At 70.3% G+C, this 20,689-nt stretch carries 26 protein-coding genes; 11 read left to right on the top strand and 15 right to left on the bottom strand.

What is annotated here, in order from left to right; all coding sequences use genetic code 11:
- Positions 1-3: 3 nt before the first annotated feature.
- Positions 4-366, top strand: coding sequence for a DsrE family protein (locus tag CP983_RS23040; RefSeq protein WP_107906158.1), 363 nt, complete (start codon positions 4-6; stop codon positions 364-366).
- Positions 367-374: 8 nt separating this feature from the next.
- On the opposite strand, the gene CP983_RS23035 is transcribed toward CP983_RS23040, so the two are convergent.
- The 8 genes from CP983_RS23035 to CP983_RS23000 all read right to left on the bottom strand — a co-directional run bounded on the left by CP983_RS23035 (position 375) and on the right by CP983_RS23000 (position 5,685).
- Entirely contained in the window at positions 375-638 is a 264-nt protein-coding gene (locus tag CP983_RS23035; protein WP_030957146.1) for a DUF3099 domain-containing protein, read from the bottom strand.
- Between the two features lie 102 nt (positions 639-740).
- Positions 741-1,028, bottom strand: a complete 288-nt coding sequence (locus CP983_RS23030; protein WP_030957144.1) for a DUF1416 domain-containing protein — start codon at positions 1,026-1,028, stop codon at positions 741-743.
- Between the two features lie 63 nt (positions 1,029-1,091).
- Positions 1,092-1,931 carry a sulfurtransferase gene (locus CP983_RS23025; RefSeq protein WP_150501496.1) on the bottom strand — a complete coding sequence of 280 codons (840 nt, stop codon included), beginning with the start codon at positions 1,929-1,931 and terminating at the stop codon, positions 1,092-1,094.
- A 126-nt stretch (positions 1,932-2,057) separates the two neighbouring features.
- Positions 2,058-2,138, bottom strand: coding sequence for an Ms5788A family Cys-rich leader peptide (locus CP983_RS45220; RefSeq protein ID WP_350751515.1), 81 nt, complete (start codon positions 2,136-2,138; stop codon positions 2,058-2,060).
- Between the two features lie 204 nt (positions 2,139-2,342).
- Positions 2,343-3,080, bottom strand: a complete 738-nt coding sequence (locus CP983_RS23015) for an LmeA family phospholipid-binding protein (protein ID WP_107906160.1) — start codon at positions 3,078-3,080, stop codon at positions 2,343-2,345.
- 158 nt (positions 3,081-3,238) lie between these two features.
- Positions 3,239-4,552 (bottom strand): hypothetical protein, encoded by a 1,314-nt coding sequence (locus CP983_RS23010; RefSeq protein ID WP_150501495.1) that lies wholly within the window; start codon positions 4,550-4,552, stop codon positions 3,239-3,241.
- 1 nt (position 4,553) lies between these two features.
- Positions 4,554-4,808 (bottom strand): MoaD/ThiS family protein, encoded by a 255-nt coding sequence (locus tag CP983_RS23005; RefSeq protein ID WP_107906162.1) that lies wholly within the window; start codon positions 4,806-4,808, stop codon positions 4,554-4,556.
- Between the two features lie 64 nt (positions 4,809-4,872).
- Complete coding sequence (locus CP983_RS23000; RefSeq protein ID WP_229914800.1) at positions 4,873-5,685, bottom strand: alpha/beta hydrolase; 813 nt, start codon at positions 5,683-5,685, stop codon at positions 4,873-4,875.
- Positions 5,686-5,931: 246 nt separating this feature from the next.
- Between CP983_RS23000 and CP983_RS22995 the strand changes: the two genes are divergently transcribed.
- The 6 genes from CP983_RS22995 (at position 5,932) to CP983_RS22970 (ending at position 11,495) form a co-directional block, all read left to right on the top strand.
- Positions 5,932-6,711, top strand: a complete 780-nt coding sequence (locus CP983_RS22995; RefSeq protein ID WP_107906164.1) for a winged helix-turn-helix transcriptional regulator — start codon at positions 5,932-5,934, stop codon at positions 6,709-6,711.
- Positions 6,712-6,838: 127 nt separating this feature from the next.
- Positions 6,839-7,861 (top strand): LacI family DNA-binding transcriptional regulator, encoded by a 1,023-nt coding sequence (locus CP983_RS22990; RefSeq protein ID WP_150501491.1) that lies wholly within the window; start codon positions 6,839-6,841, stop codon positions 7,859-7,861.
- 136 nt (positions 7,862-7,997) lie between these two features.
- Positions 7,998-9,056 (top strand): S1C family serine protease, encoded by a 1,059-nt coding sequence (locus tag CP983_RS22985; protein WP_150501489.1) that lies wholly within the window; start codon positions 7,998-8,000, stop codon positions 9,054-9,056.
- A gap of 11 nt (positions 9,057-9,067) precedes the next feature.
- Complete coding sequence (locus CP983_RS22980; protein WP_150501487.1) at positions 9,068-9,256, top strand: hypothetical protein; 189 nt, start codon at positions 9,068-9,070, stop codon at positions 9,254-9,256.
- Positions 9,257-9,321: 65 nt separating this feature from the next.
- Entirely contained in the window at positions 9,322-10,059 is a 738-nt protein-coding gene (locus CP983_RS22975) for a response regulator transcription factor (protein WP_150501485.1), read from the top strand.
- Positions 10,056-11,495: a HAMP domain-containing sensor histidine kinase gene (locus CP983_RS22970; RefSeq protein ID WP_150501483.1), complete on the top strand. Its 1,440-nt coding sequence runs from the start codon at positions 10,056-10,058 to the stop codon at positions 11,493-11,495. Before CP983_RS22975 ends, CP983_RS22970 begins: the two co-directional genes overlap by 4 nt.
- Here CP983_RS22970 and CP983_RS22965 read toward each other — a convergent pair.
- The 4 genes from CP983_RS22965 to CP983_RS22950 form a co-directional block, all read right to left on the bottom strand.
- A complete protein-coding gene (locus CP983_RS22965; RefSeq protein WP_150501481.1) occupies positions 11,470-11,829 on the bottom strand; it encodes a hypothetical protein in 360 nt (119 codons plus the stop codon). The two genes, CP983_RS22970 and CP983_RS22965, sit on opposite strands and share 26 nt — an antisense overlap.
- Positions 11,826-12,176 (bottom strand): DUF6247 family protein, encoded by a 351-nt coding sequence (locus CP983_RS22960; protein WP_150501479.1) that lies wholly within the window; start codon positions 12,174-12,176, stop codon positions 11,826-11,828. The genes CP983_RS22965 and CP983_RS22960 overlap by 4 nt, the downstream gene beginning before the upstream one ends.
- A gap of 217 nt (positions 12,177-12,393) precedes the next feature.
- Positions 12,394-12,615: a DUF397 domain-containing protein gene (locus CP983_RS22955; RefSeq protein ID WP_150501478.1), complete on the bottom strand. Its 222-nt coding sequence runs from the start codon at positions 12,613-12,615 to the stop codon at positions 12,394-12,396.
- The gene (locus CP983_RS22950) at positions 12,612-13,436 is read right to left on the bottom strand and encodes a helix-turn-helix domain-containing protein (RefSeq protein ID WP_229914801.1); all 825 of its coding nucleotides are present in this window, start codon (positions 13,434-13,436) and stop codon (positions 12,612-12,614) included. Before CP983_RS22950 ends, CP983_RS22955 begins: the two co-directional genes overlap by 4 nt.
- 312 nt (positions 13,437-13,748) lie before the next feature.
- On the opposite strand from CP983_RS22950, the gene CP983_RS44775 reads away from it, so the two are divergent.
- From CP983_RS44775 to CP983_RS22930, 4 genes are all read left to right on the top strand, one after another.
- On the top strand, positions 13,749-13,892 hold the full coding sequence (locus tag CP983_RS44775) for a hypothetical protein (RefSeq protein WP_229914802.1): 144 nt from the start codon (positions 13,749-13,751) through the stop codon (positions 13,890-13,892).
- Positions 13,889-14,167, top strand: coding sequence for a hypothetical protein (locus tag CP983_RS22940; RefSeq protein ID WP_150501474.1), 279 nt, complete (start codon positions 13,889-13,891; stop codon positions 14,165-14,167). The genes CP983_RS44775 and CP983_RS22940 overlap by 4 nt, the downstream gene beginning before the upstream one ends.
- A gap of 67 nt (positions 14,168-14,234) precedes the next feature.
- Positions 14,235-16,301, top strand: coding sequence for a pectinesterase family protein (locus tag CP983_RS22935; protein WP_150501472.1), 2,067 nt, complete (start codon positions 14,235-14,237; stop codon positions 16,299-16,301).
- Between the two features lie 140 nt (positions 16,302-16,441).
- On the top strand, positions 16,442-17,218 hold the full coding sequence (locus tag CP983_RS22930; RefSeq protein WP_150501470.1) for a carbonic anhydrase: 777 nt from the start codon (positions 16,442-16,444) through the stop codon (positions 17,216-17,218).
- 37 nt (positions 17,219-17,255) lie between these two features.
- Here the strand turns inward: CP983_RS22930 and CP983_RS22925 are convergent, their stop codons facing one another.
- From CP983_RS22925 to CP983_RS22920, 3 genes are all read right to left on the bottom strand, one after another.
- Positions 17,256-19,022, bottom strand: a complete 1,767-nt coding sequence (locus tag CP983_RS22925) for an ABC transporter ATP-binding protein (RefSeq protein ID WP_150501468.1) — start codon at positions 19,020-19,022, stop codon at positions 17,256-17,258.
- Positions 19,023-19,130: 108 nt separating this feature from the next.
- Entirely contained in the window at positions 19,131-19,256 is a 126-nt protein-coding gene (locus CP983_RS44975) for a hypothetical protein (RefSeq protein WP_255345799.1), read from the bottom strand.
- Positions 19,257-19,428: 172 nt separating this feature from the next.
- On the bottom strand, positions 19,429-20,634 hold the full coding sequence (locus CP983_RS22920; protein WP_150501466.1) for an LmeA family phospholipid-binding protein: 1,206 nt from the start codon (positions 20,632-20,634) through the stop codon (positions 19,429-19,431).
- Positions 20,635-20,689 lie beyond the last annotated feature (55 nt).

Raw genomic sequence — 20,689 nt, 5'->3', positions numbered from 1 at the left:
GCCATGTCGAAGAAGCTGGTGATCAAGGTGACGGCGGGGGCCGATGCCCCCGAACGCTGCTCACAGGCGTTCACGGTCGCGGCGGTGGCCGTGGCCAGTGGCGTGGACGTATCCCTGTGGCTGACCGGCGAGTCCGCCTGGTTCGCCCTCCCGGGCCGGGCCGCCGAGTTCGAGCTGCCGCACGCGGCTCCGCTCCCGGATCTCATCGACTCCGTCCTCGCGGCCGGCCGGCTCACGCTGTGCACCCAGTGCGCGGCCCGCCGGGACATCACGGAGAAGGACGTGATCGAGGGCGTCCGTATCGCGGGCGCGCAGGTCTTCGTGCAGGAGGCGATGGCGGACGGGACGCAGGCGCTCGTCTACTGAGACGGCCGCTACGGGTGGGGCCGCTTCTTGCCGTCCAGCTCGTCCCACCACTCGTCGGACTTCGGGTCGCCGGAGGGGTCGTCCCACCAGCGGTCCTCCGGCCCCCGCCGGTTGGCGACCATCGCGGCGAGCGGCGGGATGACCATGGCGACCACGCACATGCCCACGGCCACCGGGATCGACCACAGGCGCACGACGCCCCACGCCAGGACGAAGAGGGCGATGCACGTCCCCATCATGGCGAAGTAGAGATGCCGTCGCCGCGCGTACATACGTCCAGGGTAGGCCCGTGGCCGAGCGGCCGCGGGGATGCCGAAGGGCCGCATCCCCGGCGTCCAACCCTTGGGATGCGGCCCTTCAGGACCCGAGTCGCGTCAGACCGCGATCGCGACCTCCGCGAGGCCACCGTGCTGCGCGACGACCGTGCGGTCGGCGGTGGCGCCGGGGACCAGGGCGCGGACGGTCCAGGTGCCCTCCGCCGCGTAGAAGCGGAACTGGCCCGTGGCGGAGGTGGGGACCTCCGCGGTGAACTCGCCGGTCGAGTCCAGCAGTCGGACGTAGCCGACCACGGGCTCGCCGTCCTTGGTCACCTGACCCTGGATGGTGGTCTCACCGGGCTTGATCGTCGAGGCGTCGGGGCCGCCGGCCTTCGCTCCACACATGTCTTTCTCCAGATTGGGGTCTGACCGGAAGGAAGGCCGGTCGGGTTTGCTTGCGGGGCTGGGTTACTTGTTGGCGCCGAGCTCGATCGGCACGCCGACGAGGGAGCCGTACTCGGTCCAGGAGCCGTCGTAGTTCTTGACGTTCTCCACGCCGAGCAGCTCGTGCAGCACGAACCAGGTCAGCGCGGAGCGCTCACCGATGCGGCAGTAGGCGATGGTGTCCTTCGCCAGGTCGACCTGCTCCTCGGCGTAGAGCTCCTTGAGCTCGTCGTCCGACTTGAAGGTGCCGTCGTCGTTGGCGTTCTTCGACCACGGGATGTTGCGGGCGCTCGGGACGTGGCCCGGACGCTGCGACTGCTCCTGCGGCAGGTGGGCCGGGGCGAGCAGCTTGCCGGAGAACTCGTCGGGCGAACGGACGTCGACCAGGTTCTGCGAACCGATGGCCGCCACGACGTCGTCGCGGAAGGCGCGGATGGCGGTGTTCTGCGGCCTGGCCTTGTAGACGGTCTCGGCGCGCTCCGGGACCTCCTCGACCAGCTCGCGGGCGTCCAGCTCCCACTTCTTGCGGCCGCCGTCGAGAAGCTTGACGTTCTCGTGGCCGTAGAGCTTGAAGTACCAGTAGGCGTAGGACGCGAACCAGTTGTTGTTGCCGCCGTAGAGGATCACCAGCGTGTCGTTGGCGATGCCCTTCGCCGACAGGAGCTTCTCGAAGCCCTCCTGGTCGATGAAGTCGCGGCGGACCGGGTCCTGCAGGTCCTTGGTCCAGTCGATGCGGATCGCGTTCTTGATGTGGTTCTTCTCGTAGGCGGACGTGTCTTCGTCCACCTCCACGATCGCGATGTCGGCGTTGTCCAGGTTGTCCTGGACCCAGTCGGCGTCGACGAGGACGTCGCTGCGGCTCATGCTCTTTCTCCTCCGGGGCAGTTGCGGCGGGGCGTGCGAGTGCGAGGGGATGCGCGGGCTCATGCCGAGACGGCGCACCTGTGCCCTGGTCAGGGCGGGGGGAAACGCGGAAGTCGGAGCTTCCGCTCAGAAGGGGCGACAGAGCATGGCGGCAACGCGGCAGAGGTCTACTGCCCGCCGCTTCGTGAGATCCGCCTGTCGCTTCATGGCCTCGATCGTAGGGAGCGACAGGCAGGCGTGTCACCGGTGTGTCGTATTCTGAGACACGATCGTCCGGAATATGGGATTGAGAAGCCGTGAGGACTGCCCCCGCACGGCTTCCGGCCGCCTGCGTCGCGCGTCACATCTACGGTACGGACGACGCCGTCTCGCCAATTGGACGGTGTACGTCCACCGCCACCGCCCGGCGTACTACCCGGCGAGGCGGACGTTCGAACCCTTCACCGTGATCTCGACGCCGTCCTTCGCCGCCTGGACGCTGTCGAGCTGGATACCGCCGGGCAGCCCGTCGATCTTCTGCTCGAAGTCGGTGATCGCACGGGCGCGGCTCTCGGCGATCTCGGCGCCGCCGAAGTTCGGCAGGGTGTCGGCCTTCACCCGCACGGTGTCGCCCTGGGCGGTGACCGAGCTGAGGACGTAGACCGGCTCGGGCAGCTTGGTGCCGAGCACGGTGGCCTCGACGGCGACCTTGATCTTGCCGTTGCCGCCGTCGGACAGGCCGACGACGCTGGCGGTGACGCCGGGGGCGACCTGGGTGGGCTCGGACTTGGCGGTCTTCAGCAGTTCGGCGTAGCTCACGGACGCGGTGCCGGTGGCGGTCGCGGCGGTGGCGGAGCTGTAGTCGCCCGAGAACTCGACGCCCTTCATGTTCGCCTTGAGATCGTCGATCCGGATCGACTTGCCCTCGGCGCCCGCGGTGGCCTCGAAGCCCTGCATGCCGAGCTCCACGTCGTCCAGCGAGCCGCTCGCGACCTGGGTGAGGAACGGGAAGCCCTTGATGGACACGTCCGGGGTCGCGGCGAGGTTCTCGCGGGTCCTGACCTTCTCGGCGACCTCGTCCTCGGCGAACCCGACGGCGAGCCGGTCGGCCAGCACGAAGAGGCCGCCCAGGATCACGACGACTATGAGCAGTATCCGCAGGGCGCGCATGTTGTGGTGTTCCCCCCACCTGAGCGGTCGTCGACCACATGGGTGACGGACGACGACGGTCACGGACGACCGGGTGGCCGTCCAGCGCGAGGGTAACCCTGGGGTGCGGCCCGGCCCGGAGATTGTCGATCACCTGTGACAGGCCGGGCCCTTGCGTCTCAGCCCAGCGCCCGCCCGAGGACGTACACCGCGGGCGCCGCGGCGGCCAGCGGCAGGGCGACGCCCGCCGTGAAGTGGACGAAGCGCGACGGGTAGTCGTAACTGGCCGCGCGGTGCCCGATGAGCGCGCAGAGCGCCGCGCCCCCGCCGAGCAGTGCCCCGCCGGACCCGACCCCGGTCATCGCGCCGACGACGGCCCCGGCGCCCACGCCCGCGAGCAGCGCGGCCGCCACGGACGCCGGCGTCGGCAACGGCAGCGCGCGGACCGCGACCGCGACGGCGACCGCCACCGCGCCGACGGTCACCGCGTCCGCCTCGGCCGCGAGGTATCCGGCCGCGACGATCGACAGGGCCGCCGAGGCCACCGTCGCCATCAGGCCGTACATCCGCTCGTCCGGGTCGGCGTGCGAGCGGAGCTGGAGGACCAGGGTCAGCAGCACCCAGACGCCGAGCGTGCCGAGGATGGCCGCGGGCGCGTGGTCGGAGGCGAGCAGCGCGATGTCCGCCGTGACCGCTCCCGCGAAGGCGAGCGCGATGCCCTGCCGGGCGGGCCACATGCCGTTCAGCCGGAACCAGCCGGCCGCCGTCACCGCCTGGAGGGCGACCAGGGGCACGAGCAGGGCGTACGACCCGATCGCCGCCGCCCCCGCGAGCAGCAGCCCGAGCAGGGCCGTGAGCCCGGCCGGCTGCATGCCCGGCTCGATGATCGGGGAACGGCCCTCCTGCCGGGCCCGCTGGGCGTCGGTGATCCGGGAGTTCCCGGCGAGGGTCGCGGGGCCGTAGCCGTCCTGGTCGCCCTGCCCGGCGTCGGAGCCGGAATGAGGCGCCTGCGGCTGCGGCTGTGCCTGCATGTGCGGCTGAGCCTGCGCGTGCTGCTGAGCGTGGAGGTGCTGCTGGGCCTGGACGTGCTGTTGCTGCCCACCATGCTGTTGCTGCCCGCCGTGCTGCTGCCCGGGGTGGGCGTGCTGCTGCCCGGCGTGTGCCTGGCCCGTGCCGTCCCAGCCGCCCGTCTGATAGCCGGACGCGTACGCGCCCTGCTGGTCGGCGCCCTGGTACTGCCCGGCGTCCTGGTACCCCGCGTACGGCCCCGCGGTGGCGTTCTGCGACGGCAGATAGGCCGTCTCCTCCGCCGGGGCCGGCGTCACCGGCTGGTGCACCTGGGTCTCCCAGGTCTGCCCCTGCCACTGCTGCGTGTACTGCTGGGCCGCCTGCGGATCCTCGTACGGCTGCTGCTGGGCCGGCCACCCCTGCGGCGCCTGCCGCCGGTACGGGTCGTAGCCCTCGTGGTCGCCGTCATACGGCTGGTTGGTCATCTCACCCTCCTGCGAACGGCGGGAGCACCTCGACCGTGCCGCCGTCGGCCAGCCGTACCGTCTCATGTCCGCGGGTGCCCACGGGGTCACCGTCGATGAGGAACGAGCATCGCCGCAGTACGCGCGTCAGTTCCCCGGGGTGTCGCGCACGCACCGCGTCGAGCGCCTCGGCGAGCGTGTCCGCGTCGTACGGTTCCTCGGCGACCTGGGCGGCGGCCTTCGCGGCGGCCCAGTAGCGCACCGTGACCTTTGCCATCTGGTTCCTCAATCGATCGACGTGATCACCGCCGGGAAGCGCCGGCCGGTGAGCAGCGACCAGGCTAGCCCGCCCGGCCGGCGGCCCAGTCCCCGATCCGGGCCAGCAGGTCGTCGGCGGCCGCGTGCTCGGCGTGCCCCATGCCGGGCTCCAGCCAGAGTTCGCCGTGGTCACCGGCCGCGTCGGCCAGCATGCGGGGGTGGTCGAGGGGGAAGTAGCCGTCGATGTCGCCGTGCACGATCAGCAGCGGCGTCGGGGCGATGTGCGGGACCGCCTGCACCGGGGACATCGGCACCGGGTCCCAGCCGCGGTGATGGATCCGGGTGCGCAATCCGTAGCGGCTCACCAGACGCCCCTCGGGACGGGTCACCAGCCAGTGCAGCCGGCGCATCCGGGGTGTGCCGCGGTAGTACCAGCGCGCCGGTGCGCTCACCGACACCACCGCGTCCGTGCCCGCCCCGTCCCGGCCCGACGACCCGATCTCCGCGTCGCCCACACCCGAACGGCCGTACAGCGCCGCGTGCCGCAGCACCACCGAGCCGCCCATGGAGAAGCCGACGGTCGCCACGCGCGTGTGCCCGAGCTCGCGGGCCCAGCGCACCGCGGCGGCCAGGTCGAGCACCTCGCGGTCCCCGACCGTGGAGCGCCCGCCCGACGCGCCGTGGCCGCGGAAGGAGAAGGTGACGACGGCACCGTGCGGGGCGAGGGCCTCCGCCACCCGTCGCACATGGGGCTTGTCGACGTCGCCGGTGAAGCCGTGGGCGACGACGAACGCCAGGTCACCGGCAGATGGACGGGAGGCGTCGTATACGACCACCGCCGGGTCGTATACGGAATCGATCGTCACCCCGTCGTCGGTGTGCAGAAACGTCCGCATAGGTGTACGTCTGGTCGTCTCAGAGTTCGGACGAACCGTAGATCGTGCCACATGACCTGCCGTGCCAGCGCCCATGTCGGCTATTCTGCTGGACAGAGGACTCGGGCAGCGCAGCCCCCGGGTCCTTTTGTGCTTTCGGAAGCGTTGTATACGAAGCGGGAAACCGCAGGTGTACGGGGCCTTCGGGATCGCAGAGCAGATCCGTACCGCCCACGTCCTCGCAGGGACCGAGGAGGAACCAGACGTATGAGTTCTCTGCTGCTCCTGACCAATGCCCTCCAGCCGTCGACGGAGGTGCTCCCCGCACTCGGCCTGCTCCTGCACAACGTGCGGGTCGCCCCGGCTGAAGGACCCGCCCTCGTCGACACCCCGGGCGCCGACGTCATCCTCGTCGACGGCCGCCGCGACCTCCCCCAGGTGCGCAGCCTGTGCCAGCTGCTGCGCTCCACCGGCCCCGGCTGTCCGCTCGTCCTCGTCGTGACCGAGGGCGGCCTCGCCGCCGTCACCGCCGACTGGGGCATCGACGACGTCCTGCTGGACACCGCGGGCCCGGCCGAGGTCGAGGCGCGGCTGCGGCTCGCCATGGGCCGCCAGCAGATCGTCAACGACGACTCCCCCATGGAGATCCGCAACGGCGACCTGTCGGTCGACGAGGCGACGTACTCCGCCAAGCTCAAGGGCCGGGTCCTCGACCTCACCTTCAAGGAGTTCGAGCTCCTGAAGTACCTCGCCCAGCACCCGGGCCGCGTCTTCACCCGCGCCCAGCTGCTCCAGGAGGTCTGGGGCTACGACTACTTCGGCGGCACCCGGACGGTCGACGTCCACGTACGACGGCTGCGCGCGAAGCTCGGGCCCGAACACGAGTCGCTGATCGGGACCGTGCGGAACGTCGGTTATCGATTCGTTACGCCGGAGAAGATCGACCGGGCCGCCGAAGAGGCGAAGGCCAAGGCGGCCCAGGCAAAGCCGGAAGATGCGGACGAGGCGGGCGCCCGGGAGGGCACCGAGGTCCGGGCCGAGGCGTAGAAAGCCGCGACGGACGCCCGGGCACGGCTTCCGGGCGTCCCTTTCGCACCGGGAGAGCGACCGCGGGGCGCCAAGGGAGCTCCTTCACGCCCTGCCCAGAAGGGGTCCATCCGCGTAGACTCCGCGCGTGGCCAAGGTGACTCGCGATGACGTTGCGCGGCTGGCAGGGACATCCACTGCCGTCGTCAGTTATGTCATCAACAACGGACCCCGGCCGGTCGCCCCGGCCACGCGCGAGCGCGTTCTCGCCGCGATCAAGGAGCTGGGCTACCGGCCCGACCGGGTCGCCCAGGCGATGGCCTCGCGGCGCACGGATCTCATAGGCCTGATCGTCCCGGACGCGCGCCAGCCCTTCTTCGGGGAGATGGCCCACGCGGTCGAATGGGCCGCCGCCGAGCGCGGAAAGATGGTCCTCGTCGGCAACTCCGACTACGTCGGCGAGCGCGAGGTCCACTATCTGCGGGCGTTCCTCGGTATGCGGGTCTCGGGGCTCATCCTCGTCTCGCACGCGCTGAACGACCTGGCCGCCGCCGAGATCGAGGCCTGGGACGCCCGGGTCGTCCTGCTCCACGAGCGGCCCGAGGCCATCGACGACGTCGCCGTCGTCACCGACGACCTGGGCGGCGCCCAGCTCGCCGTACGCCACCTGCTCGAGCACGGCTACGAGTACGTCGCCTGTATGGGCGGCACCGCGGAGACCCCCGCGGTCGGCGACCCGGTCTCCGATCACGTCGAGGGCTGGCGGCGTGCGATGGCGGAGGCGCGGATCCCCACGGAGGGGCGGCTGTTCGAGGCGCCGTACAACCGCTACGACGCGTACCGCATAGCGCTGGAGCTGCTGGCCGGGCCGAAGCGTCCGCCGGCGATCTTCTGCTCCACCGACGACCAGGCCATCGGCGTGTTGCGCGCGGCGCGCGAGCTGCGGATCGATGTGCCGGGGGAACTGGCCGTCGCCGGGTTCGACGACATCAAGGAAGCGGCGCTGGCGGATCCGCCGCTCACGACGGTCGCCTCGGACCGGTCGGCGATGGCCCGGGCCGCGGTGGATCTGGTCCTGGACGACGGGCTGCGGGTCGCGGGTTCGCGGCGGGAGCGGCTGAAGGTGTTCCCGTCGCGGCTGGTCGCGCGGCGGTCGTGCGGGTGTGTCTGAGCACTCGTCGATGAGGGCTTTCTGAGAGACCTTCCTCAACTGCCGGAATCGTCTTTACATCGGGCATACGACCTTCTGCCGGGCTTCTCAGCCGGCACTCAGGAAGCTCTCATGGTCGGGCGACAAGCTCGTTGTCATGACCGAGAGCTTCCGCCGCAGCGGCGATCACCAGAACCCGTATCAGGGCGCCCAGCAGCACGCCTCCTCTCCCGTGAACCCCGAGTGGCCGCCCCCGCCGGCGTTCCAGCCGATGCCCGGGGCCGCTGCCGGCGAAGCCCCCACCACTCTCCTCGCCGAGCCGGTCGCCCAGCCGCCGAGGTCGCGGCGCCGGCCGCGCGGGCCCGTCGCCCTCCTCGCCGCCGTGGCCATCGTCGCCGCGGCGATCGGCGGCGGCACGGCCTACGGCATCCAGGAGCTCACCGGCAACGACACCGCCGCCACCTCCAGCTCCACCAGCGCCAACGTCGTCCCCTCCAGCCAGAAGGGCACGGTCTCCGGGGTCGCCAAGGCGGTCAGTCCGAGCATCGTCGAGATCAACGCCCAGTCCAACGCCGGTTCCTCCACCGGCTCCGGCGTGATCATCAGCGGCGACGGCGAGATCATCACCAACAACCACGTCGTCTCCGGCGCCACGCAGGTCAAGGTGACGACCAGCGACGGCAAGACGTACACCGCCGACGTCGTCGGCACCGACAGCAGCAAGGACCTGGCGCTGATCAAGCTCCAGAACGCCTCCGGGCTGACGGCGGCCACCCTCGGCAACTCCGACGGGGTCCAGGTCGGCGACGAGGTCGTGGCGATCGGCTCCCCCGAGGGCCTGACCGGCACCGTCACCAGCGGCATCGTCTCCGCGCTCAACCGTGACGTCACGGTCTCCACGGACGAGGGCCAGCAGCAGGGCGGCGGCGGCAACGGGCAGTGGCCGTTCGAGTTCGGCGGCCAGCAGTTCAACGGCGACACCGGCTCGTCCACGACGACGTACAAGGCGCTCCAGACCGACGCGTCCCTGAACCCCGGCAACTCCGGCGGCGCGCTGATCGACATGAACGGCAACATCATCGGCATCAACTCGGCGATGTACTCGGCGGCCGGCTCGGGCTCCTCCGACGCGGGCAGCGTGGGCCTCGGCTTCGCCATCCCGATCAACACCGTCAAGGCCGACCTGGCGAAGCTGCGGGACGGCTCGCAGAGCTGAAGGAGTACGTCATGATCACGCAGGTGGAGCATTCCTCGGCGGGCGCCGGGGCCACCGAGTTCGCCCTGGCCCTCGCCATCGCCGGCGCCCTGAACCCGCCGACGGCTCCTTCCCGGGCGCCGGAGCTGGCGACCGCCCCTCCGAGCGCGGGCCGCCGTACCTCCGCGGGCCGCAGCCGCCGCCGTACCGTACGAGGCTGAGGACGTGCGACGCTGAAAGCGCAGTCCAGCCCTCTTCTCCCCTCTCTCCTCAAGGATCCGAGCCCATGAGTCCCGCCGATGGCGACCGTGACCCCCAGCGCATCCTGATCGTCGACGACGAGCCGGCGGTACGCGAAGCACTTCAGCGCAGCCTCGCCTTCGAGGGGTACGGCACGGAGGTCGCGGTCGACGGCGCGGACGCGTTGGAGAAGGCGGCCGCCTACCGGCCCGACCTCGTCGTCCTCGACATCCAGATGCCCCGCATGGACGGCCTGACGGCTGCCCGCCGCATCCGCGGCGCGGGCGACACCACGCCGATCCTGATGCTGACGGCCCGCGACACGGTCGGCGACCGCGTCACCGGGCTCGACGCCGGCGCCGACGACTACCTCGTCAAGCCGTTCGAACTGGACGAGCTGTTCGCCCGGGTCCGCGCGCTGCTGCGACGCAGTTCGTACGCGGCGGCGGCCGGGGCGGGGGCGGTCGACGAGGACGAGGCGCTGAGCTTCGCCGACCTGCGCATGGACCTCGCGACGCGGGAGGTCACGCGCAGCGGGCGGCCGGTGGAGCTGACCCGTACCGAGTTCACGCTGCTGGAGATGTTCATGGCGCATCCGCGCCAGGTGCTGACGCGCGAGCAGATCCTGAAGGCCGTGTGGGGCTTCGACTTCGAGCCCTCGTCGAACTCGCTGGACGTGTACGTCATGTATCTGCGCCGCAAGACCGAGGCGGGCGGCGAGCCGCGGCTCGTGCACACAGTGCGGGGCGTGGGGTATGTGCTGCGCCAGGGCGGCGCCGAGTGAGCAAGGTGCTACGCCGCTTCCGCTCCCTGCCGATCCGGTCCCGACTGGCGCTGCTGGTGGCAGCGGCGGTGGCGTTCGCGGTGGCGGCGGTTTCGGTTACCTGTTGGTTCATTGTGCAGGGGAAGTTGTACGACCAGGTCGACGACGATCTCAAGAAGGCGTCGATGAGGATGCCCGGCCAGCTGCAGGACGCGCTCACCAACTGCACCGAGACCCCGTACGGCACCGGCGTCTTCCGGAACACCTACTCCCAGCTGGTCCAGGAGGACGGCACCGTCTGCATCCTTCAGGACTCCGCCGCAACGGTACAAGTCACCTCGGGGGACAAGACCGCCATCAAGGACGGCCACACGGACAAGGTCTACTTCCGCAACGGCACAGCCGGGGACGGCACCGACGTCCGCGTCCTCACCCGACCGCTCGGCGGCACCGCCACCCCTTCCGGGGAGGACGGTCCGAACGTCGGGCTCGTCGTGGCCGTGTCCCTGAAGAGCACGCAGAAGACCCTCAACGAGCTGGCCCTCATCCTCCTCCTCGTCTCCGGCGTAGGAGTCCTGGGGGCAGGGGCCGCCGGGCTCGCCGTGGCACGCGCAGGGCTGCGCCCCGTCGACAAGCTCACCGAGGCCGTGGAGCACGTCGCCCGTACCGAGGACCTGAACATCCGTATCCCGGTGGAGGACGAGGCCGAGGACGAGGTGGCCCGGCTCTCCCGTTCCTTCAACTCCATGACCTCGGCGTTGGCGAGCTCCCGCGAGCTGCAGCAGCAACTCATCGCGGACGCGGGCCACGAGCTCCGTACGCCGCTGACGTCGTTGCGCACGAACATCGAGCTCCTCACCCGCAGCGAGGAGACGGGCCGGCCCATCCCAGAGGCGGACCGCAAGGCCCTGCTGGCGTCGGTGAAGGCGCAGATGACCGAACTCGCGGCGCTCATCGGCGATCTGCAGGAGCTGTCCCGCTCGGAGGGGCAGCGCGGTGAGCGGGTCCAGGTGATCTCGCTGGAGGACACGGTCGAGGCGGCCCTGCGCCGGGCCCGGCTCCGCGGGCCCGAGCTGACGATCACCGCCGACATCCAGCCCTGGTACGTCCGGGCGGAACCGGCGGCCCTGGAACGCGCGGTGGTCAACATCCTCGACAACGCGGTGAAGTTCAGCCCCGAGGCCGGCACGATCGAGGTCGCCCTGCACGACGGCGTCCTGACCGTCCGCGACCACGGCCCCGGCATCCCCGCCGAGGAACTCCCCTACGTCTTCGACCGCTTCTGGCGCTCGCCATCAGCCCGAGCGCTGCCCGGCTCCGGCCTGGGCCTGTCCATCGTGGCCCGCACGATCGAGCAGGCCGGCGGCCAGGTCACCCTCTCCCACGCGGACGGCGGCGGCACGGTGGCGACGGTACGACTGCCGGGGGCACCTACGGCTCCACCGGCGTCCCTGTAAGCGGGTCTCCTTCTTGCCAGAAGACCTCTTCGACCACGATCTGCGGATCTTCGGTTCGGCGGACGAAGCCATACTTCAGCCATCCGTTTCCGTCGTCGAAGAAGCAGGCGTGGCGGCCCGTGGGATCACTGGACCGGACCGGCACGACCCACATGCCCTCGGGAAGTCCGGCATCAGCATCGATGCCTCGGAAATACGGGTCCTTCGCCGTGACCAGTTCAGCGCGCGCTGCGAGGGCGATCTCACGAACGTGATCGGGCAGTGCCTCGAAGTTGGCGAGAGCATCGATCCGCCAGTCCGCTTGCCATGGCGGCCCCATGAACCCATCGGTCACTCGCCGGGCTCCAGTTCTCGGACCCGGTGGTGAATCTTCGCCGCCTCCTCAAGGAGAGCTTTTGCCTCGGCGGTGTCCGTGCACTCGTACGCGGCTCGGTGTTCAAGATCCCGAACGTGCTTGTCCAGCTCGGGGTCACGGGCGAGGGCGTACTCACCCCACCAGAAGGCCAGGAACGCAGGCACCGGCCCCAGGTTGTAGGCGTCGGCGATCGCCCTCTTCCAGTGCGCGTCGAAATCCGGCAGAAGCTCGGGAGTGTGCTGGGCGATGGCCCTGCGCAGCGCCCTCGGGGTCCGCTCGGGCATGGGGGGGATGACCGGATCGGTTTCCGCAGCGTGAGCAGTCATGATCGATGCCCTCCTTCGACGCGCCGTGTCTACGACCATAGTCGCGCTCACCATCCCGGCGCGGATCGTCCGCGAAGCGGCTCCGCCGGAGACAGCCGGCCCGGAGCGGTACCTCTCAGATGCCGGGGTGTATCCGCCGAAGCGTTGGTGGTCGTGATCTCTGCCATGGGATCACCGTGACCGCCCGAACCCACGTGCGTCCCGGTTTCACGCCCCATCACCCGACGGCGTGCAGATCCGCCCCACGCTTGACGCCCGCCGTGAACGCGGACCAGGACGATGCCGAGAAGATCAGACTGCCGCCGTCCGGGCGCTTGCTGTCCCGGACAGGGACTATGCCGGGGTGGTCGTCGGAGACCTCGAGGCAGTCATTGGCGCCCCCCTCGCTGTAGCTCGACTTGCGCCACGCGGCCGTGCTGAGATCGGGGGTGCGCGTCATGATCTGTGCTCCTCCAGTACGTCCCTGATGAACGCCGACGAATCCGACGGGGACAGCGCCAGGTCGCGCAGCCGATCGTAGGACAATCGCTGCCGCAGAACCTCGTCCTGATCCTCGATCAAGCGGCTGCACCCGTTGCCCTCCTTGTAGGCAACGGCACTTCCGTCCCTCTGCCAGAGCAGGGTCAACGACCCGACCATATGGTGGTGCGCTCCTGCCGAGAACGGCAGTACCTGGAGCGTCATGTTGGGCCACAGAGCCGCAGCCTCAAGATGGAGCAGCTCGTCGTGCCAGGTCTTGCCGCCGGCAGCAGGCCGTCGAAGCGCGAACTCGTCCATGATGAGCCGGACTTCCGGCTCCGGCTTCTGCCTCAGCAGGTACTGCCGTCCCAGCCGAGCCGCCACTTGCTCCTCGACGACCTCGTCGCCGTCAGCCGTTGTCTGAGCCCCAGACAACACCCCCCGGGCGAACTCCTCGGTCTGCAGAAGACCTGGAATCCCCGGCGAGAACACCCACATGATCCGTGCCGTTGCCTCCAGCGCCATGTACTCCTTGTACCGGTCCTTGAACGCGTCCAGCCGAGCAGCCTTCCAATGGCTCAACAGCAGGTCACCGGTGCCGTAGTACCCGTCCAGGTCCTCCATGACCGTCACCTTGGACACCCGGTCCCCGGACTCCAGCCGGCTCAGGTAGCTCTTCTCGTAGCCGGTCTCGTCGGCCAACTGCGCCAGTGACTTCCCGGCCTTCTCCCGCAGAACCCTGAGCGTCTGCCCCAGCATCGCCCGCCCGGAAACCGGCTCGACGTCAACCTTCTCGCCCACGTCACTCCTCACCGTTGCCTGCGCGCCAGACAACACCGAACCCCTTCCGCAGCGTACGTCCCGCCTGTGACCATCGGGACACGAACGGTGATCACCGCTCGTCAGACCTGTCCGCCATGACAAACCCCCGCAGCCGATGGCACTCGGCTCGGGGGCGTGGCCGACGCGTGCCCTGAAGGAGAGACCGCCGACATGCGCGAACGTACCGCCCGGCTCATCGGATCGCTACTGACTCCACTCGTACGAGTACTGCTGCCGACCCGGGGACGACATCGGGCTGTCCCGCCCCAACCTCCGGCCGAAAAAAGGCCGTTGGCCGTACAGCCCCGGCGCCCCGCCCACATCTGCCCCTGTGAGCGTGAGCGGATCCTGCACCGTCGGCGCGTCCTCTGGGTCGCCGCCTACGGAATCGACGCCGCCCCGCAGCCCGTCCGCCCGGAGGCGATCTCCCGGTGAGCGGCCATGAACTCCGGCTTCTCCCCTGGACCACCCCCGACGGCAACCCCTGCTATCTCAGCGCCGACAGCGACCACAGCACCCTCTCCCGGCTCGCCGACGACATCGAAGCGGCCCAACTCGGCTCGGGCGAGCAGGTGGTGGCCGGCGCCAAGGCCGTCCTCGCCGACCCCGGCGCCGGTGAACGCGCGATCCGCTTCGCGCTCATCCGGGCCGTGGAGTCGCTGGACGACGTACTGCGGGTCGCCGTCAGCCGGGGGCGTCGTATGCCATAGCGGCAACCTTCGCGCCCCGCGCGGCGACCCAACGGCGGACCATCCCCCACACGGAACGGATCGCCGTATGAGTGAGAACCGCAATAACGCGCCTCATCCCAGAGGCCGGTCGGTGTTGGCGGTCGGGGTGCCTGTGGTGCTGACCGCCGCCGGCGCCCTCGCCTACGGCCCGGACCTCGGGCTGCTCGGGGCCGGTGCGCAGCAGCGGGCCGTCGCCGCGGCCGCCGCCGCTCCCGTCTGGGCCACCGCCGTCGCCGACGGGTTCGCCTCCGTCGACTCGCAAGGGCAGAACGGTACTTACGGAGGGCGCGACGGGCAGGTCGTGACCGTCAGGACACGGGCCGAGCTGGAGAAGTACGCCACGGCCACCGAGCCGTACGTCATCGTCGTGGCCGCCGCCATCGACATGAATCCGGTCGGGAAGGAGATCAAGGTTCGGTCCGACAAGACCATCGTCGGGTCCGGGACCTCCGGGCACATCGTCGGCGGCGGTTTCTTCCTCGGCTCCGGTGTGCACAACGTGATCATCCGGAACCTGACCATCCGGGACACGTACCAGGGTGTCTGGAACGACAAGGAGCATGATTTCGACGCGATCCAGATGGACGGCGCGCATCATGTGTGGATCGACCACAACGATCTTCGGCACATGGCCGACGGACTCATCGACGTCCGCAAGGACAGCACGAACGTCACCGTCTCCTGGAACAAACTGAGCGACGACAACAAGGCCTTCGGGATCGGCTGGACGGACAACGTCGTCACCGACATAACGATCCACCACAACTGGATCCGCGAGACCGAGCAGCGCAACCCGTCCACCGACAACGCCGCCCACGCGCACCTCTACAACAACTTCCTGGAGGACGCGGCCGACACCGACATCAAGTCGTCGTACGGCAACTACTCGCGCGGCAGGACGGCGATGGTCCTGGAGAACTCCTTCTTCCAGGGCATGAACAACCCCGTCATCAAGGACACCACCGCCACCCTCGTCCAGCGCGGCAACGTCTTCTCCGGCACCAGCGGCCGTAACGAGAGCGGCGGTGCGGCCTTCGACCCGAAGAACTATTACCCGTACACGCCGGACTCCGCCTCGAATGTGCCCTCGCTGCTCAAGGCCGGTACCGGGCCCCGCAGTTCCATCGGTGCCTCCGCCGCGAGCGTGAAGGCCGCCACCACCCTGACCGTCGCCAAGGACGGCAGCGGGCAGTACTCGACCGTGCAGGCCGCCGTGAACGCCGTACCGGTGAACAACGCCTCGCGGGTCGTGATCGCCGTGAAGCCGGGCACGTACCGCGAGACGGTGAAGGTGCCCGCCAACAAGCCGCACGTCACCATCCAGGGCACCGGCGGCAGCCGCAAGGACACGGTGATCGTCTACAACAATGCGGCGGGGACACCGAAGCCCGACGGTTCGGGGACCTACGGCACCGGCGGCAGCGCCACCGTCGCCGTCGAGGCCGACGACTTCCAGGCCCGCAATCTGACCTTCTCCAACGACTTCGACGAGAAGGCGAACCAGAACCTGAGCGGCCATCAGGCCGTTGCGCTGCGCACCGCCGCCGACAAGGTGTTCCTCGACGGCGTCATCGTCGACGGTGATCAGGACACGCTGCTGCTGGACACGGCCGCGAAGGACCGGCTCGGCCGGGTGTACGTCGTGAACTCCTACGTCATGGGCAACGTCGACTTCATCTTCGGGCGGGCCACGGCGGTCGTGGACCGGTCCGTCATCACGTTGAAGAAGCGCTGGGACGGGAGTTCGGGCGGGTACGTCACCGCCCCGAGCACGGCCGCGAACCGCAAGGGCATCCTGATCGCCAGCTCCTCCGTCGGCGGCGACGTCTCCGCGTCCAGCTTCCACCTCGGCCGGCCCTGGCACGCCGGCGGCGACGCCACCCTCGACCCCCAGACGACGGTGCGCAACACCACGCTCGGTGCTGCCGTGAAGTCCACGCCCTGGACCGACATGAGCGGGTTCTCCTGGAAGGACGACCGGTTCGCCGAGTACCGGAACAGCGGCGCGGGTTCGGGCCCGGCGAGCACCGACCGGCCCCAGCTGACCGACGCCCAGGCCGCGGCCCAGGAGGTCGCGGACTGGCTCGGGGACTGGACGCCGACCGCCTCCTGAGAGGAGGCCCCGGCGGAAGGTCAAGGCGGGCGCGGGAGAACACCAAGAGCGGGCCAAAACCCGATCATGGGTTGCCCGCGTCCGCCCATGATTCGGCAACGCGAACTGATGTCCTGTCATTCGAGCGTACGTTCCTGCCCGTGAACGCTGATAGATCCGTCGGCGCCGAGCCGACCGCATCCGCCCACAAGCGGTTCCCCCACACCTCTCCCGCCCGCCGCGCACTCCTGCGGTTCGGGCTCACCGGAGCCGCGGCACTGGGGGCCACCGCAGCCCTCGGCACCGCCCCCGCATCCGCCACCCCCACACCCACCCCCGCCTCCCGTCGTCGGCCGGAGACGCCCGACGAGGCCCTGCGCGAGCTGGCCGCCGGGAATCTGCGCTGGCGCACCTTCCGTGAGCGCCACCCCGACGAGTCGCCCGCGGTGCGGCAGAGCCTGACGTCGGGTCAGCACCCGTTCGCCGTCGTCCTCGGCTGCATCGACTCGCGCGTACCGCCGGAGCTGGTCTTCGACCAGGGACTCGGCGACCTGATGACCGTGCGCTCCGCGGGCGAGGTGCTGGACGAGGCCGTGCTCGGCAGCGTCGCCTACGGGGTCCTGGAACTGGACATACCGCTGGTGCTGGTGCTCGGGCACCAGTCGTGCGGCGCGGTGAAGGCGGCCGTCGAGGCGGACGAGTCCGGGGAGCGGCTGCCCGCCCACATCCAGTACATAGCCGACCAGATAGCCCCGAACATAGATCACACGAAGCAGGGCGACGCCCGCGTCGACTCGACCATCGACGTCAACGTCCGCGCCGTCCGCGCCCGGCTCGCCGCCGAACCCGACCTCGCCGCGAAGGTCGCGAGCGGCCGACTGGCCATCGTCGGCGCCCGCTACGACCTGACGAACCAGCGCGTCCGCCGCCTGACCTGACCTCGGGCAGCGGCCGGGACTCCCGGCATGCTCGGGGTCAGTGCAGGCCGAGCATGCCGGGGCCGACCGTCGCCGCACCGGGTGGCCCCGCCAGTCGCGCGTACACCCCGCCCCACGCCATCAGCTCCGCGTGGGTCCCCGCCTCCACCAGCCGGCCCTCGTCCATGACCAGCACCCGGTCCGCGTCCGGGGCCAGGGTGAGGTCATGGGTGATCATGATCGTCGTGCGGCCGGACATCAGGCGGCGCAGCGGCTGGACGACCTGGCGGGCGGCCACCGAGTCGAGGCCGGCCGTGGGTTCGTCAAGTACCAGGACGGGGGCGGCGCGCAGCATCGCGCGGGCGATGGTGATCCGCTTGAGCTGGCCGCCGGACAGCGCCGCCGTGCCGGGGGCGACATGGGTGTCGTACCCCTCGGGGAGCGCGGTGACGAAGTCGTGGGCCGCCGCCGCACGGGCCGCCCGCTCGATGTCCGCCTCGCTCGCGCCGGGCCGGCCGCAGGCGATGTTCTCGCGGACGGTGCCGTTGAGGATCAGCGTCTCCTGCGGGAGCAGGGCGACGTTCTCGCGCAGGAAGTCGAGGCCGAGGTGCGGCAGCGGCACGCCGTCCAGGGTGATCACGCCGGACAGCGGGTCGTAGAAGCGGGTCAGGAGCTTGGCCGTCGTCGACTTGCCCGCGCCGGACGGGCCGGTGACGACGATCAGTTCGCCGGGGTCCGCCGAGAAGCTCAGGTCGGACACCGACGCCCGCGCCGCCCCGGGGTATCCGAAGCTCACCCCGTGGAAGCCGACCCGGCCCCGCACCGGCCAGGGCGCGAGCGGCTCGGCGGGGTCGGTGACGGCGGGCTCGGCGTCCAGGATCTCGCCGAGGCGCTGGGCGCCGGCGGTGGCGGCGGTGAGGGTGAGACCGAGTTGGCCGAGGCTGCGGACCGGCGGGTAGAGGTAGCCGATGAAGGCGGCGAAGGCGAGAAGCTGCCCGAGCGTCATCCGGCCCGCGGAGATCTCCCAGACGCCCAGACCGATCACGGTCAGCACGCAGACCGTCTCCACGACCTCGACGAACTGCTCGTACATCTCGCCGAGTCGGGCGCCCCGCACGGACGCCTTCATCCAGGCCCGCGCCTCCCTCTCGAGCAGCCTCTCCTCGGCGCGGCGGCGGTTGTACGCCTGGGTGAGGACGACGTTGGCCAGGGACTCCTCGACGACCGAGGTGATCGAGCCGTCGGCGATCCGCTCGTCCTGGGAGGCGGTGCGGATACGGCCGGCGAAGCGGCGGGCGGCCAGCAGGAACAGGGGCGCGAGCACGAAGGTGACGAGCGCGAGGTCCCAGCGCAGCCAGAGGGCCGCCGCGGAGTAGAAGAGGGCCGAGAACGCGGCCGCGACGGTGCCGACGACGCCCGAGACGACCATCTGCTCGATGGCCTCGACGTCCCCGGTGAGCCGCTCGACCAGGTCGCCCCGGCGGTGCTTCTGGAAGAAGTGCGGCGGCATGTCCTGCACGTGCCGGAACACCTTCGCGCGCAGCCGCAGTACGAATCTCTCGGCGGTCCAGGTGGCGAGCGAGTTGCCCAGGTAGCCGACGAGCGCGCCCAGCGCGGCGACGCCCAGCCAGGCCGCCGCCGGACCCCAGAACGCCGCCGGCGAACCGGTCTTCAGCGCATGGTCGGTGAGCTGCGCGAACAGCAGGATCGACGCGGTCTCGGCGAGCGCGGCCACCACCACGCAGGCCACGATGACGGCCAGCCACTTCCGGTCGCCCCGTGTCAGCGGCCAGAACCGCCGGAAGGCGTCGCGCACTTCCCTCATGCTCAAGTCCCTTTCCCGAAGCCCTCGGACATGCGGGAGGCGGGGCCCCGGTGTAATCCGGTGACCCCGCCTCGCCGTCTTTCTTATTTGTCTCGTACGGCTACGGCCTCAGCACTTATGGGAAACCGGGCGCCGCTTCGGAGCCGCCTTCTTCGCGGGTGCCTTCTTCTTCGACGCCGGCGCCGGGGCGGGCTTGCGGGACGTCTTGACCGGGGCGACCTTGTGGAAGCTCATCGGGATCTCCTTGCTCTGCGGATTTTGTTCTCGTGTCGATCGCTTTCGACATGGAAAACATTACGGGACCTCGAACCCGAAAATCACCAATTCCGCTGAGACCTCTATTAATTGCGCCTGAGAGGGTTTTTCAGAGGATTCCAGGAACTAAATCGCCCTTACATAGAATTCATTACGGGCGGCCCACCGCCAGGTCCGCGCCCTCCAGGCGCACCCTGATCCCGTCCTTCTCCACCCGCACGTCCCGCAGCGTCACCCGACCGCTCGGGGGTTCCGGGAGGCGGAAGCCGAGGGAGAGCTGGTCGGTGAGGACCGGGCGGGTGAGGCGGGGCAGGGCGTCCAGGAGGGCCGGGTCGAAGCCCAGGAGAGCCAGCAGCTGAGGGTGGTCCAGGGCCAGGTCGATCAGGTTCAGGCGCATCGCCTGGTGCAGGAAGCGCGGGGTGCCGACCAGCTCGGTGAGCTTGGACTCGTTGGCCAGCGCCTCGCGGACGAGGGAGTCGGGTACGCCGAGGCGCCGTACCACCGCCGGGACGGACAGCAGCGCCTTCGCCTTGCGGGTCTCGTGGGCGAGCCGGGCCACCGACTCGCGGCTGAGGTGCAGGCCCTCGGAGGTGCGGGCGCCGGGCCGGTACGTGGCGAGGTCGCCGATGTCCAGGCGCATCCCGCCGATGTGCGTGGCGATGCCGCGGTCGCCGTTGCGCACGATCCGGGCCTCGGCCCGCAGCCGCAGGTCGTGCCCGGCGACCGGCAGGGTGCCGCGCGCGCGGACCCGGTCACGCCCCTCGCCGGTGAACGTCACCTGGGAGGCGCCGAGTTCACGGTTCAGGTCGGCGAAGGAGAGCAGGACGTCGCCTTCCAGGCGGGGGACGTCGGCGCCGCGCACCGAGGCCGGGCCGTCGGTGTCCAGCCGTACGTCCTTCGCCGTCGCGGTCACCTGGGCCAGCGAGATCCGGTCGGCGGCGACGTCGGGGACGGTCACCTTGACCGAGTCCAGCCGTTCGTCGGCGAGCTGGGTGAGGAAGGGGAAGCCGGCGATCTCGACCTCGGGAGCCGCCGTGAGCTTCAGCCGGGTCTTGAGGGTGTCCGCCGCTCTGCGCTCGGCGTACAGCAGCGCCCAGCGGTCGGCGAGGGTGACGAAGGCGGCGACGACGAGGATCCCGACGACGGCCTTCATCGCGAAGGGCAGGCCCGCCAGGCGGCCGCGCCGCTTGCGCCGGCTGCCCTTGCGGTGGTTGGGCGGGGCCCAGGTATCACCCTGGGCCCCTTCCGGATCCACGTCCTCGACGAGGAACTCATCCAGCGGACCACGGTCCAGACTGCCGAGTTCTTCGTACGGGTTTCGATAGGGATGCGCCGTTATGTGGTGGGGGGAACGCATCGGCCCATCCGACCATGTACACGCCCCCCACCCGCAACCGCTACCGAAGGTTTGC

Source organism: Streptomyces chartreusis (assembly GCF_008704715.1).
In the GTDB taxonomy this organism is placed as follows: Bacteria; Actinomycetota; Actinomycetes; order Streptomycetales; family Streptomycetaceae; genus Streptomyces; species Streptomyces chartreusis.
Note: the sequence above shows the minus strand (reverse complement) of the source record. Positions and strands in the feature narration are given on the sequence as shown.

Excerpts from the sequence above, each read along its gene's own strand:
- CP983_RS22980 (WP_150501487.1), top strand. The coding sequence starts at position 9,068 with ATGATCACGCAGGTGGAGCATTCCTCGGCGGGCGCCGGGGCCACCGAG.
- CP983_RS23015 (WP_107906160.1), bottom strand. The coding sequence starts at position 3,080 with ATGCGCGCCCTGCGGATACTGCTCATAGTCGTCGTGATCCTGGGCGGC.
- CP983_RS23025 (WP_150501496.1), bottom strand. The coding sequence starts at position 1,931 with ATGAGCCGCAGCGACGTCCTCGTCGACGCCGACTGGGTCCAGGACAAC.
- CP983_RS44975 (WP_255345799.1), bottom strand. The coding sequence starts at position 19,256 with ATGAGCTTCCACAAGGTCGCCCCGGTCAAGACGTCCCGCAAGCCCGCC.
- CP983_RS22925 (WP_150501468.1), bottom strand. The coding sequence starts at position 19,022 with ATGAGGGAAGTGCGCGACGCCTTCCGGCGGTTCTGGCCGCTGACACGG.
- CP983_RS22955 (WP_150501478.1), bottom strand. The coding sequence starts at position 12,615 with ATGACGCGCACCCCCGATCTCAGCACGGCCGCGTGGCGCAAGTCGAGC.
- CP983_RS23005 (WP_107906162.1), bottom strand. The coding sequence starts at position 4,808 with ATGGCAAAGGTCACGGTGCGCTACTGGGCCGCCGCGAAGGCCGCCGCC.
- CP983_RS22975 (WP_150501485.1), top strand. The coding sequence starts at position 9,322 with ATGAGTCCCGCCGATGGCGACCGTGACCCCCAGCGCATCCTGATCGTC.
- CP983_RS22935 (WP_150501472.1), top strand. The coding sequence starts at position 14,235 with ATGAGTGAGAACCGCAATAACGCGCCTCATCCCAGAGGCCGGTCGGTG.
- CP983_RS22985 (WP_150501489.1), top strand. The coding sequence starts at position 7,998 with ATGACCGAGAGCTTCCGCCGCAGCGGCGATCACCAGAACCCGTATCAG.
- CP983_RS22920 (WP_150501466.1), bottom strand. The coding sequence starts at position 20,634 with ATGCGTTCCCCCCACCACATAACGGCGCATCCCTATCGAAACCCGTAC.
- CP983_RS23000 (WP_229914800.1), bottom strand. The coding sequence starts at position 5,685 with ATGCGGACGTTTCTGCACACCGACGACGGGGTGACGATCGATTCCGTA.
- CP983_RS23040 (WP_107906158.1), top strand. The coding sequence starts at position 4 with ATGTCGAAGAAGCTGGTGATCAAGGTGACGGCGGGGGCCGATGCCCCC.
- CP983_RS23030 (WP_030957144.1), bottom strand. The coding sequence starts at position 1,028 with ATGTGTGGAGCGAAGGCCGGCGGCCCCGACGCCTCGACGATCAAGCCC.
- CP983_RS45220 (WP_350751515.1), bottom strand. The coding sequence starts at position 2,138 with ATGAAGCGACAGGCGGATCTCACGAAGCGGCGGGCAGTAGACCTCTGC.
- CP983_RS22960 (WP_150501479.1), bottom strand. The coding sequence starts at position 12,176 with ATGACTGCTCACGCTGCGGAAACCGATCCGGTCATCCCCCCCATGCCC.
- CP983_RS22995 (WP_107906164.1), top strand. The coding sequence starts at position 5,932 with ATGAGTTCTCTGCTGCTCCTGACCAATGCCCTCCAGCCGTCGACGGAG.
- CP983_RS23010 (WP_150501495.1), bottom strand. The coding sequence starts at position 4,552 with ATGACCAACCAGCCGTATGACGGCGACCACGAGGGCTACGACCCGTAC.
- CP983_RS23035 (WP_030957146.1), bottom strand. The coding sequence starts at position 638 with ATGTACGCGCGGCGACGGCATCTCTACTTCGCCATGATGGGGACGTGC.